The sequence below is a fragment of the Comamonas sp. FUJ_7 genome (genome assembly GCF_057369555.1).
On record NZ_JBXXZI010000014.1, the window covers coordinates 48,831 to 60,929 of the forward strand.

At 60.5% G+C, this 12,099-nt stretch carries 12 protein-coding genes and 2 tRNA genes; 5 read left to right on the forward strand and 9 right to left on the reverse strand.

Annotated features, from left to right (window positions below):
* Positions 1 to 78 precede the first annotated feature (78 nt).
* Complete coding sequence (queC, locus tag AC2I9W_RS16690; protein WP_486411047.1) at positions 79 to 828, forward strand: 7-cyano-7-deazaguanine synthase QueC; 750 nt, start codon at positions 79 to 81, stop codon at positions 826 to 828.
* Positions 829 to 947: 119 nt separating this feature from the next.
* Here queC and AC2I9W_RS16695 read toward each other — a convergent pair whose 3' ends face one another.
* The 3 genes from AC2I9W_RS16695 to AC2I9W_RS16705 form a co-directional block, all read right to left on the reverse strand.
* The gene (locus tag AC2I9W_RS16695; protein ID WP_486411048.1) at positions 948 to 1,223 is read right to left on the reverse strand and encodes a hypothetical protein; all 276 of its coding nucleotides are present in this window, start codon (positions 1,221 to 1,223) and stop codon (positions 948 to 950) included.
* Complete coding sequence (locus tag AC2I9W_RS16700) at positions 1,220 to 1,486, reverse strand: hypothetical protein (protein ID WP_486411049.1); 267 nt, start codon at positions 1,484 to 1,486, stop codon at positions 1,220 to 1,222. Before AC2I9W_RS16700 ends, AC2I9W_RS16695 begins: the two co-directional genes overlap by 4 nt.
* A 79-nt stretch (positions 1,487 to 1,565) precedes the next feature.
* Positions 1,566 to 2,138, reverse strand: a complete 573-nt coding sequence (locus AC2I9W_RS16705; RefSeq protein ID WP_486411050.1) for a 5-formyltetrahydrofolate cyclo-ligase — start codon at positions 2,136 to 2,138, stop codon at positions 1,566 to 1,568.
* A gap of 15 nt (positions 2,139 to 2,153) precedes the next feature.
* On the opposite strand from AC2I9W_RS16705, the gene AC2I9W_RS16710 reads away from it, so the two are divergent.
* Both AC2I9W_RS16710 and AC2I9W_RS16715 read left to right on the forward strand, forming a co-directional pair.
* Positions 2,154 to 4,133, forward strand: a complete 1,980-nt coding sequence (locus AC2I9W_RS16710) for a lytic transglycosylase domain-containing protein (RefSeq protein WP_486411051.1) — start codon at positions 2,154 to 2,156, stop codon at positions 4,131 to 4,133.
* 356 nt (positions 4,134 to 4,489) lie between these two features.
* Positions 4,490 to 6,694, forward strand: a complete 2,205-nt coding sequence (locus AC2I9W_RS16715) for a TonB-dependent receptor domain-containing protein (protein WP_486411052.1) — start codon at positions 4,490 to 4,492, stop codon at positions 6,692 to 6,694.
* A gap of 122 nt (positions 6,695 to 6,816) precedes the next feature.
* On the opposite strand, the gene AC2I9W_RS16720 is transcribed toward AC2I9W_RS16715, so the two are convergent.
* Positions 6,817 to 7,269 (reverse strand): MarR family winged helix-turn-helix transcriptional regulator, encoded by a 453-nt coding sequence (locus AC2I9W_RS16720; RefSeq protein ID WP_486411053.1) that lies wholly within the window; start codon positions 7,267 to 7,269, stop codon positions 6,817 to 6,819.
* Positions 7,270 to 7,345: 76 nt separating this feature from the next.
* Between AC2I9W_RS16720 and AC2I9W_RS16725 the strand changes: the two genes are divergently transcribed.
* Positions 7,346 to 8,137 carry a siderophore-interacting protein gene (locus AC2I9W_RS16725; protein ID WP_486411054.1) on the forward strand — a complete coding sequence of 264 codons (792 nt, stop codon included), beginning with the start codon at positions 7,346 to 7,348 and terminating at the stop codon, positions 8,135 to 8,137.
* Positions 8,130 to 8,402, forward strand: a complete 273-nt coding sequence (locus AC2I9W_RS16730; RefSeq protein ID WP_486411055.1) for a DUF2798 domain-containing protein — start codon at positions 8,130 to 8,132, stop codon at positions 8,400 to 8,402. Before AC2I9W_RS16725 ends, AC2I9W_RS16730 begins: the two co-directional genes overlap by 8 nt.
* On the opposite strand, the gene AC2I9W_RS16735 is transcribed toward AC2I9W_RS16730, so the two are convergent.
* From AC2I9W_RS16735 to AC2I9W_RS16755, 5 genes are all read right to left on the reverse strand, one after another.
* On the reverse strand, positions 8,396 to 9,352 hold the full coding sequence (locus AC2I9W_RS16735; protein WP_486411056.1) for an MBL fold metallo-hydrolase: 957 nt from the start codon (positions 9,350 to 9,352) through the stop codon (positions 8,396 to 8,398). The genes AC2I9W_RS16730 and AC2I9W_RS16735 overlap by 7 nt on opposite strands.
* A 96-nt stretch (positions 9,353 to 9,448) precedes the next feature.
* Complete coding sequence (locus AC2I9W_RS16740) at positions 9,449 to 9,901, reverse strand: bacteriohemerythrin (protein WP_486411075.1); 453 nt, start codon at positions 9,899 to 9,901, stop codon at positions 9,449 to 9,451.
* A 115-nt stretch (positions 9,902 to 10,016) separates the two neighbouring features.
* Positions 10,017 to 10,091 (reverse strand) — tRNA-Val (locus AC2I9W_RS16745).
* Positions 10,092 to 10,097: 6 nt separating this feature from the next.
* A tRNA-Val gene (locus AC2I9W_RS16750) sits at positions 10,098 to 10,172 on the reverse strand.
* A 65-nt stretch (positions 10,173 to 10,237) separates the two neighbouring features.
* Positions 10,238 to 11,935: an AMP-binding protein gene (locus AC2I9W_RS16755; RefSeq protein ID WP_486411057.1), complete on the reverse strand. Its 1,698-nt coding sequence runs from the start codon at positions 11,933 to 11,935 to the stop codon at positions 10,238 to 10,240.
* Positions 11,936 to 12,099: the final 164 nt, after the last annotated feature.

Sequence of the window (12,099 nt, forward strand, 5' to 3'; positions counted from 1 at the left end):
AAGCTTGGGTGTTACGGTCTGTGTGTTGATGCCCATGAACCGGGGCGAGTGCCGTGGCTGATGATGTAATTGCGGCCTATGGCAAATACATCCATTTCTTCTGCAAACGTGGCTGGCGCAGGCCACCACAAGGGCGCGCTGGTACTGTTTTCAGGTGGGCAGGACTCGACCACCTGCCTGGCGCAGGCCCTGTCCATGTTCGAGCGTGTGGAAACGCTGGGCTTTGACTATGGCCAGCGCCACAGCGTGGAGATGCAGGTGCGCGCCGGTGTGCGCGAGCAGCTGGTACAGCGCTTTGCGCAATGGGCGCCGCGCCTGGGCGAAGACCATGTGCTGTCGCTGGATGTGCTCAAGCAGATCGGCGGCTCGTCGCTGACCGACGATGTGGCCTTTGCCATGCAGGCCGACGGCCTGCCCAACACCTTTGTGCCGGGGCGCAACCTCTTGTTTTTGACGCTGGCCGGTGCACTGGCTTATAGACGCGGCCTCACGGTCATCGTGACCGGCGTCTGCGAGACCGATTACTCAGGCTACCCCGACTGCCGCGACGACACCATGAAGGCCCAGCAACTGGCGCTGAACCTGGGGCTGGAGCGCCGCATGCGCATCGACACCCCGCTGATGTGGCTGGACAAGGCCCAGACCTGGCAACTGGCACACGACCTTGGCGGCAGCGCGCTGGTGGAGCTGATTCGTGTGGAGACCCACACCTGCTACCAGGGTACGCGCGATGTGCTGCATGACTGGGGTTATGGCTGCGGCAGCTGCCCGGCCTGCGAGCTGCGCGCATCGGGCTGGCAGAACTGGCGCGCCAGCCAGGCATCTTGAAAATTGATAGCTGCAAGCGCTCAATAGTAAAAGGGTTCAAGGTATTTTTGCCTTGAACCCTTTGTTTTATGTGCGGTGGCAGCTATCAATTTTTGAGGAGAGGAGAAGCTCGGGCTCCCTCAATCACCATCTTCCGTCTTGAGCTTGCCGGCCATCGAGGCCAGCAGCGCCCGTGTGCGGCGTTGCCGCAAGACACGCAGCACATTGAAGAGCACCAGCACGGCAATCAGCAGCAGCAAGAACAGCTCCCGCCCCGTGAAGGCCCAGAGTGCGACAAAGACGGCGGGCGGCACGACCTCCACCGCCAGCAGGTTCAGAAAGTGCCAGCGCCCTGTGGGCAGACGCTGATACTGCGCAAGCAGCGCCTGCTCTGTCGGGCTCAGCTTCGGCTTCATGCCTTGGTCGCGGGGCGCAGCGCTTGTTGTCCGGCTTGAATCTGGCTTGTCATATGGCCCAGCCAGGCGTGGCTTTCCGGCAGGTCGAACAGAAAGTCCCAGATGGCATTGTGCTGACCGGGCGTCAGGCTGCGCGGGCCGTGGCGGCGCATATGGGACTGCAGGCGCTGCACCTCTGCACGCGTGAGCGGCTGCTGCATGACGGTCAGGGGAGGGCGCGGGCGATAGCGGCGCTGGGGGATGTTTTTGTTAGGGCGACTCATGAAGGACAGTTGTCAAGCCCACCGAACCTAATCTGTGGGCTGCGGTGGCAGTGCTTGATTTTAGAGCGTCAACATCTTCCTATACGGGCCAGACCACGCCGTTGTCGTTAAGGATGGCGTCCAGCGGGAGATCATGCGCCTCGGGCTGGAAGTCATCGACATAGGCATTGGTGTAGCCCAGGCCCACGGTAAATGGACGGGGAGTGAGTTCGGCCAGCGTGCGGTCGTAGAAGCCGCCGCCATAACCCAGGCGATAGCCGCCTGCGGCATAGCCCACGCAGGGCACAAAGAGCAGCGTGGGCTCCAGCACCTCGGTATCCTTGGGTTTGGGAATGCCATAGGCATCTTCTTCCATGGGGCAACCGGGGTACCAGGCATGAAAACTCAGTGTCTTACGCTGCTTATCGATAACGGGCAGGCCAATCTTGCGCCGTTGTGGGGTACCCTGTAGCTCGCCATCTTCTTTCCAGCGATGCAGCGCTGGCAGCGGGTCAAACTCAGCCTTGATGGGCCAATAGGCACCAATCACGGTATCGGGCCGCTCCATCAACCAAAAGCGCATCACCTGCTGCAGTGCATCGGCGCGCTGCAGGCGATCTGGAAGGTTGAGGCGCAATTCAATCAACTTGCGGCGTAACGCTGCTTTGTCCATCGGGTAATTTCCTCCATGCACTGGCTGAAGATTTTGACACCGCTTTGTGCGGTTTCCATGCTGACTGTAGCTGCTCCTTTTGCGCAGGCACAAAACTCTGGTGATGCCGTGTTGCTGGATATGCAAAAAGCATTCCGTGCGCGCAATCAGCAGGCCCTGACCCAGTTACTGCCGCAGGCCAGCGGCCACCCGCTGGAGCCTTGGGCGGCATATTGGGAGCTCAAGAACCGCCTGGAAACCGCTGCTCCCGATGAGATTCAGGGCTTTCTGACCCGCTATGCGGGCACCTACCAGGAAGACCGTTTGCGCAACGACTGGCTGCTGCTGCTGGGCAAGCAGCGCGACTGGAGCACCTTCGCTCAGGTTTATCCGAAGTTTCGCATGCGTGATGACAAGTCCGTCACTTGCTACGCGCTGCTGGTCGATGCCAGCCAGGGCCGCGCAGCGCCCAATGTGGGCCAGCAGGTGCGAGAGCTGTGGATGTCGCAGCGAGATGCCGATGACGGCTGCACCACGGCCGCGGGCCAGATGTATGCCAGCAAGCTGATCAGCGAAGACGATGTCTGGCGTCGCGCCCGAGTGGCTGCAGAGAACAACCGCCAAAAGGCCGTGCGCGATGCCGTGGCCATCGTCGCACCCGAGTCCGTTGACCAGGTGGCGCAGGTGTTTGCCTCGCCCGCCAAATACCTGGCAGGTCAGAGCAAGGCGCGTGGTCGCGAGCGCAAGGAGCTGGCGCTGCTGGCGCTGATCCGCATGGCGGCCAGCGCCCCCGACGCTGCTGCCGCGCAGATTGAAGGCGGCTGGGGAGCCCAGCTCACTGGCGAGGAGCGTAACTGGGCCTGGGCCGTGGCTGGCAAGCAGGCGGCCTTCAGACTCTCGCCTGATGCCCACACCTACTTCAGCAAGGTGCGCCGCAATGAAGACCTGAGCGATGAACTGCTGAGCTGGAAGACCCGTGCCGCACTGCGTGCCGGTGACTGGAAGGCCGTGCGCCGCGCCATCGATGCCATGGGGGGCGAGCGAACCGACCCTGCCTGGGCTTACTGGAAGGCCAAGGCCATGCTGGCAGGCCGTCCCAACGCCGAGGAAAAGGCCGAAGCCCGCCAGTTGCTGGAGGACACGGCAGGCACGGGCAGCTTCTATGAACAACTGGCGCTGGAGGAAATTGGCCAGCGCATCACCGTGCCGCCCGCGCCCGCGCCCTTGACGGCGGAAGAAAAGGCCGCTGCCCGTGCCAACCCCGGCCTGCGCCGTAGCCTGTATGCGATCAGCATGGGGCTGCGCAGCGAAGGGGTGCGCGAGTGGAACTACTGGACCAATCTGCACCAGCCCGGCGGCATGGAAGACCGTGAGCTGTATGCCGCTGCCGATCTGGCCTGCGAGCGACAGGTCTGGGATCGCTGCATCAACACCAGCGAGCGCACCAAGACCTTTGCCGACTGGAGCCAGCGCTTTCCCATGCCTTATCACGACACGGTGCTGGCCAAGTCGCGCAACATCGGTCTCGACCCGGCCTATGTCTATGGCCTGATTCGCCAGGAAAGCCGTTTCATCATGGATGCCCGCTCGGGTGTGGGCGCCTCGGGTCTGATGCAGGTTATGCCTGCCACGGCGCGCTGGACGGCGCGCAAGATCGGCATGACCGATTTCACGCCCGGCATGATCAACGACCGCGACACCAACATCACCATCGGCACCGCTTATCTCAAGCTGGCGCTGGACGATTTTGACGGCTCCATGGTCATGGCCGCAGCCGGTTACAACGCCGGCCCCGGCCGCCCACGCAACTGGCGCAACGGCCCTACGCTGGATGCCGCCATCTGGGCTGAAAACGTGCCTTTCACGGAAACGCGTGACTACGTGAAGAAGGTGCTTTCCAACACCACCAACTATGCGGCGCTGATTACCGGCCAGCCGCAATCGCTCAAGGCCAGGCTGGGCACAGTGGGGCCACGCCCGACCAATGAACCAGAGCCCATGAAAGACCTGCCTTGATGGCCTGACGGAGCCGTCATCCATAAAAAAAGCGCTCGCCCCAAAAGGGTTGAGCGCTTTTTTTGACAGACCGGAAGGATGATCAAGACCCGAGCAAACGCAGTGCTCTCACGCACACGGATAGCAGATTCTTGCTTTCATAGGTTAATTTCCTACAAAGTTAAGGTTAATGAGATTGGTTTGCGTTTACAAAAATACATAATTGCAACCTTCAAAGCTCATAAATCACAACATCTCAACGGCTTTGTCTCTACAGGCTGACGCACCAGTCGCCACGTATACGCAGGCCCGATGGGTCCACGCACCTCTGTCTTACCTTTTGAAAGCGGCCCCAGCCATTGGGGTCAGGAGTCATCATGTCCAACGCAGCGACACGTCGCCCCCTTTGGCTTGCCCCTATGGGCCAACCCCGTCTGCTGGCTCTGGCTGCAGCAGCACTCTGCGCCAGCACTAGCGCTCTGGCCCAGGCCAAGGAATCCACCATGGAGGAGGTGGTGGTTTCTGCTTCCGGTTTCGAACAGGAGCTGAAAGACGCACCGGCATCGATCTCCGTCGTCACGCGCAAGGAACTGGAGACCAAGAATTTTCGCGATCTGGCCGAAGCGCTGCAAGGCGTGGAAGGCATTGACGTGATGGGCGGCACGGGCAAAACCGGCGGCCTGGATATCAGCATTCGCGGTATGCCCAGCGACTACACGCTGATCCTGATCGACGGCCGCCGCCAGAACGTGGCGGGCGACGTCACGCCCAACGGCTTTGGCGCGGCGCTGACCAGTTTTATGCCCCCCATGTCGGCCATCGAGCGCATTGAAGTCATTCGCGGCCCCATGTCCACGCTCTACGGCTCGGATGCGATGGGCGGCGTGATCAACATCATCACGCGCAAGGTTGCCAAGGAGTGGGGCGGCGAGGTCAGCGTGGGCGCAGGCATTGCGCAAGACAGCGAATGGGGCAACCAGTACAAGAGCAGCTTCTACATCAACGGCCCCATCAAGCAGGATGTGCTGGGGCTGGCCGTGCGCGGCAACACCTTTAACCGCGATGCGGCCGATTGGGTGCTGGCCCCTGGTGCCGCCCAGCCCGCACAGGCGCGCAACCCCGCCCCGGCCCAGAGCCGCCAGCACAGCCTGGGAGCCAAGCTGACGCTGACGCCCAACCGCTATCACGATATCTGGCTGGACGTGGATCAGGCCCGTACTTGGTACAACAACGAAGACGGTCGCCTGGGCAGCCGTGATGCGCTCATGCCTGTCGACAAGAAGGGCAACTTGGCGTTGCCCGGTTATCGCGACGCGCTGCGCTTTAACCGCGATCAGGTCAGCATCGGTCACACCAGCCGTCTGGGCTTTGGCACGCTGGAAAGCAGCCTGATGCACACCGAAACTGAGACCATTGGCCGCACCATTCCCAGCGCGGCAGTGCCTGTGGGTGATCCACGCGGCGGTACAGACCGCGAACTCAAGACCACCAATGTGGTGCTGGACAGCAAGCTGGTGGCCCCTCTGGGCGATGCGCACATGGTTACCGTGGGTGGTCAGGTCTGGGATGCCAAGCTCAAGGATGGCCTGCTGCCGCAAAACCACAAGCAAACCATGTGGTCGCTGTTTGCCGAAGACGAATGGCGTCTGGCTCAGGGCCTGACAGCCACGCTGGGCGGCCGTTATGACCACCACGATGCCTTTGGCGGCCACTTCAGCCCGCGCGCGTACATGGTCTGGGATGCGACGACAAACTGGACCTTCAAAGGCGGTGTAAGCCAGGGCTTCAAGGCACCACGCCTGAATCAGCTGATCGACGGTGTCAGTGGCGTCAGTGGCCAGGGGCAGACCATCAATATCGGCAACCCCAACCTCAAGCCAGAGACCAGCACCAATGTGGAGCTGTCGGCCTTGTTCGACAACAAGGCAGGCTGGACCAGCGCGGCCACGTTCTTTCACAACGATGTGAAGGACAAGATTGCCTCGGGCGGCTCCTGCTTGACTTCGGCCATCTCCAGCTGCAGCTATAACCCCACGGCCGATTACTCCATCAACGTGGACAAGGCCAAGACCTGGGGTCTGGAGCTGAGTAGCCGCGCGCAACTGAGCAAGGACTGGTCTATCAAGGGGGGCTACACCTGGACCAACAGCGAGGTGATCGAGGAAGGCCGCAAGAACGGCCAGCTGGCCAATACCGCCAAGCACATCGCCAATGTTCAGCTGGACTGGACACCGACCAGCCAGTGGCGCCTGTGGGCGCGCGGCGAGTATCGCAGCAAGAGCCCGCGCTTTAGCGGCTCCTACGACAACCTGAGCAGCGCCAACAAGGCCGTGTATGACGCCGTGGGCGACATCAAGGGCTATGCGCTGTTCCACCTGGGCGGCAGCTATCAGGTCAACAAGAACCTGAGTCTGAACGCCAGCATCTTCAACCTGTTCGACAAGGACTTCCGCAAATACAGCCAGGTCAGCGTCAACGGCACGCCAACCTGGGTGAACAGCTACTTCCAGGGCGGATCGTCGGTGTCCGGCGTGACGCAGGCAGGGCGTACCTTCTGGATCACGGCGAACATGAAATTCTGATGCGGCTCTGAACTGCCGCAAAGGGCGCTTCTTAATCAGGAGCTGCTAGCGCTAGTTAATCATGGGTTTCAATGTCTTTTGATCTTGAAATCATTGATGAACATGCGCTGGCAGCTCCTTTTTTATTCACCGCATGAATTTTTGGTCTGGGCGCTGTGCAGTGCCTGCAGCAAGAGTGCGCGCAGCTGGACTTGCTGCTCGGGTGGAAAGTTCCCCAGCAGCTGGGCTGCAATCTCCTCGCGCCTGCTGCGCAACTGCTCAAACAAAGCCAGGCCTTGGGCACTCAGTTGCAGGCAGCGCACGCGCTTGTCCGCCTCGCTGGCCGATCTTTGCAGCCAGCCTTTGTCCTGCAGCTGGCTCAGGGTACGCGCCATCTGCGCTTTGTCGGTGTGGCTGTGCTCGACCAGTTCCTTTTGCGTGATGCCGGGGTGACGGCCTGTGTGCATGAGGATGCGAAATTCGTTGAAGGTCAGCTCTGAATCAAGCTCCTGCAATGACTGCAGTAGGCGTGCGCGAAACAGGTGCATCAGGTCGTGCAGCAGCTCAAACACATCGGTGGTGACAGATGAACTCATCGGGGGCAAGGTTGTTTGTTGACTAAGTCAACTTATTAATGGATATTTAGTGGACTTTATCAACTGTTTGAAAATCATGTCCAACATCGAAACAAACGCCATCATGCAACGTGTACGGCACGAGTTCCGCGCTCGCCATGTGCAATTGCTGGCACGTGAACAAATCAGCCCTGGCTTTATCCGCCTGACCGTGGGCGGCCCCGAACTGGCCGGTTTTGTCAGCGCAGGCTTTGACGACCATACCAAGCTCATACTGCCCCAGGTTGGGCTGGACAAGCCCAATTTGCCGCAGATGGTCGATGGACGCCCGCACATCGAGGGCGAGCGCCCGACCATGCGCGACTACACGCCGCTGAACTACGACGCCAGCAACCACACGTTGCAGCTGGAGTTTGCCGAGCACGGCACCGGCCCGGCCGTGGAATGGGCGCGCACGGCAGCGATCGGTCAATGGCTGGGGCTGGCCGGGCCGCGCGGCAGTCTGGTCGTGCTTGCCGAGCTGGACTGGCATGTGCTGCTGGGCGATGAATCTGCATTGCCTGCTATGGAGCGGCGTCTGGTGGAGTTGCCTGCGGGCAGTCGTGCCATTGTGCGAGCACAGATCAGCAACCCGGCCGATCAGCGCGAGTGGAGCAGTGCGGCGGCCCTGGATCTGCAGTGGGTGGACTCGCTGGCCGATGCAGTCGATGCGCTGGAGTTGCCCGAGGGCGAGGGTTTTGTCTGGGCCGCTGGTGAAAATCGCGCCATGGCCGATCTGCGCAAGCGCATTCTGGCCAAGCCCGGTGCCCATCCCAAGCGCATGCGGATCGCTTCGTACTGGAAGCAGGGTGAAGCCGGCCACCATGAGGAGCTGAGCGCGAATGACTGACGGAGACTCTGTGCAGCAGGTGGCAGCCAAGTCACGCTACAAGCTGCACAAGCGCTATACGCCGGTGGTGTTTGCTTTTTATATGGCGCTGGTGATGGCGTTTCTCATGTGCTGCGTCATCGCATTGGCCAATGGCGGTGCAACTCCCGGCTACTGGTGGCGAGTGTTCAAGGCTTATGCCATCGCCATGCCTGCGGCATTTGCCTGTGTGCTGCTGGTGCGCCCGCTGGTGATGCGGCTGGTCGCCGCCACCGTGCATCATTGATTGAAGAGAACGGACTCTCCAGCCGCATTGCGCTTCAGTTGTGCGGCACCACTGGCGATCAGGCTCTCGATCAGGCTGTCTCGCCATTGCAGCGCCGTCTGTGAAGTGAAATAGCGTTGATGCAGGGTGTTGAAATAAGGGGTGGCCTCTATCCAGGCGTGCAGAGCCTGCAGGTGGATGCTTTGCCATTCCAGCAACTTGTATTTGAGTAACACCTTGGCGGCGTAGCTGGCATGACGGTCTGGAGCCTGCACAAAGCCAGCCAGCCGCTTGCGAGCGATCGCAAGAGCCGCTTGCACATCGGTAAACAGACTGCCATGGCCGGGGATGACGAGCTGCGGCTGCAAGCGCTCGATCACATCAAGTGTGGCTGCCACCTCGTCAAAGGCTGCAATGCCTTCAATCTCGGGGAAGACCACGCCAAAACCGTTTTCCCACAGGGCATCGGCGGAGATGAGTGTGCGGCTTTCGGGCTCGAACAGAATCACAGAATGTGGGTCATGTCCGGGCGCCGCATGAATTTGCCAGTCGCGGCCTGACAAGCGCACTGTGTTGCCCGGCTGCAGCACACCCGTGATGGCAAAGCGCGGACATTCCTGTCCCGTGGGGCCGTAGCTGAGAGCGGTTTCGTCCCAGATTCGTACGGACTCGGCCTGGCCCGGTGCGATCCAGGTCTGCACCTGTGGATAAGCTTGCTGCAAAGCTGCGTTGCCACCGCAATGGTCGCTGTGCAGGTGGGTGTTGAGAATGCGCGCCAGCGGCTGGCCCTCGAGCGTGCTCTCGATCAGCGACAGTGTCTGGGCCGAATGCGTGACATAGCCGGTATCGACCACGGCAGCGCCTTCGGTGTCGTCAGCCTGTGGCGCAAAAACGATGTTGTTGGCGGATAACCAGCCGCGCTCCAGCACGGTCATGCCGGGTGGTAGCGCTGGGGTGGAAGAGGGGGGCATGGGGCTTGTCTCCTGCACGGTGTTTTGTGTTTGAGACAAGCCTAGCAGACAGGCTGCTTGAGCAGCTGTCGCGTGAGTGAGGTGGTTCAGGGGCGCTTATTGCGGCTCGGTAGAAGACAGAATATTGCGGCGAATCACCACCGGCTTGCCGCCAAAGCGCTGCTTGGACAGCCAGTGCGCGAGGGCGGAGTCCAGGTGTGTGGCATGGCCGGGAAACCAGTCCACCAGCGCTTTGGTGAGATCGCGGCAGAGAGCGACATTGCCTTCAGCCAGCTTCTCGCGCACCTCGGCCACGGACTTGAGTACGGCAGCATGCTCATCAATATGGCAGTCGCGCGGTGGGAAGTTGGTACTCAGCATCCACTGGTCTTCCTCGGCGAAGTGGTGCTGCAAATGCGTTTCCACGGCTTGCAGCAGCTCCGGCAATTGCGCATCGCTGGCGGTTTCGAGCTGGCCTGCCAGTTGCACGAATTCCTCATGAATTTCATCCATGGGGCCATGGCCCATCAGCAGGGCGTCGCCCCAGGTCAAGGTGGCTGTCTCTCTCATAGTCATCTTTGTTGTCAGGTTATGCCTTGTGCGAGAGAGCCATTATGCAAGCGGGTTGCTTGCCGGATTGGACAAAGAAAAAGCCTCTTGAATCAATGACTCAAGAGGCTCTGTCTGGTGCGTGATACATGGATCGAACATGTGACCCCTGCCGTGTGAAGGCAGTGCTCTACCGCTGAGCTAATCACGCAATAACTGGTGGGTGATACATGGATCGAACATGTGACCCCTGCCGTGTGAAGGCAGTGCTCTACCGCTGAGCTAATCACCCGAAGACCGCAATTCTAGCAGCAAGTTGTGGCCTCTTCAGGGAAATGCGTGAATTTTCTGAAAAAATCAGCTGGATCGCAGTTCGCGGCGCAGGATTTTTCCCACATTGGTCTTGGGCAGTTCGTCACGGAATTCGATATGACGTGGGCGTTTATAGCCGGTCAGCTGCTCCTGGCAGTAACGCATGACGCGGTCTTCGGTCAGTGTCGGGTCGCTGCGTACCACATAGACCTTGATGGACTCGCCTTGCTGCTCGTCCTTGATGCCAATAGCGGCGCATTCGAGTACGCCGGGGCACATGGAAATGACGTTTTCCAGCTCATTCGGATAGACGTTAAAGCCGCTGACCACCATCATGTCCTTTTTGCGGTCGATGATGCGGGTATAGCCCTCGTCGTCCAGCACGCCGATATCACCGGTGCGCATATAACCATCGGCCGTGAAGGCCTTGGCGGTCTCGGCAGGCTGGTTGTAGTAGCCCTTCATGACATTGGGCCCTTTGATGCACAGCTCGCCAGGTTGACCGTGGGGGACGTTATTGCCTTCATCGTCCTTGATGGCGACCGAGATGCCGGGCAGCGGCAGACCGATGCTGCCGCTGAATTCCTTGTTGGTGACGGGATTGTTGGTGCCGATGGCGCAGGTTTCGCTCATGCCCCAGCCTTCAATCATGGCGCAGCCGGTGACCTGTTGCCACTGGCGTGCCGTGCCTTCGGATGCGGCCATGCCGCCTGCCTGAGAGATAAAAAGTTGCGAGAAGTCGAGCTTGCGGAAGTCAGCGTTGTTGAGCAGCGCATTGAACAAGGTGTTCACCGCTGGCAGCACATGGAAGGGGCGTTTTTTGAGCACCTTCACAAATTTGGGAATATCGCGTGGATTGGGAATCAGGCTCAGACTGCCGCCAAGGCGCATGGCAAACAGGCAGACGGTCAGCGCGAAGATGTGATACAGCGGCAGGGCTGCGACGATATGGGTGTCGTTGGCTTTGACCTGGCCTTCCAGTGCGGGCGTGAACCATGTGTGAGCCTGCAGCGTGGCGGCGACGATATTGCGGTGGGTCAGCACCGCCCCCTTGGACAGGCCGGTTGTGCCGCCGGTGTATTGCAGAAAGGCGGTGGAATCCAGTGTGGCTGTGCTGGGGATGAGCTTGCGTGCGGCACCCGCAGTCAGGGCTTTGCTGAACAGGGTGAGCTGACGCTGCTCAGTGCCTGATCCCAGAGGCAGGTCAAAGGCCGGAACCATTTTGGCCAGATGGCGCACGGCAAAGGTGATCCAGCTGCCGTAAAAGCCGCCGAGCAGGTCGCCCATGCCGGTCAGGCAGATATGGCGGATGCTGGTGTGCTCCAGCACCTGTGACAAGGTGTGGGCAAAGTTCTCCAGAATGATGATGGCGGTGGCGCCCGAGTCCTTGAGCTGATGCTCCAGCTCGCGAGCGGTGTAGAGCGGGTTGACGTTCACACAGGTAAAGCCCGCCCGCAGCACGCCGGCCATGCTGACGGCGAACTGGGGCACATTGGGCAGCATGATGGCGACGCGTGCCCCGGGCTCCAGCCCCAGGCTTTGCAGCCAGGCGCCCATCTGCGCGGACAACTTGTCCAGCTCGGCATAGCTCATCCAGCGGTCCATACAGACAGAGAATGGCCGGTCGGCGTGTTCGGCAAATGCCTCTTCCAGCAGGTGAACCAGCGAGCGATATTGCTCTGGCTGCACATCGTGCGGCACATTGGGTGGGTAATGTTTGAACCAGGGTGCAGCAGCGTTCATAGAAGAGATACCTTGCAGAAGCCGCGCATTGTCGTGAGCGGTGGGTTGAGCAAAAAGGCAGGTGTGCAGACAGAATCTGTGCTGCGGCTGATTCTGCGGATGCGATTTGTCAGGGTCTACCGGGGCTTGTCCTAGGCTTGGGTAGGCAGGTGTCAGCGGTGTAG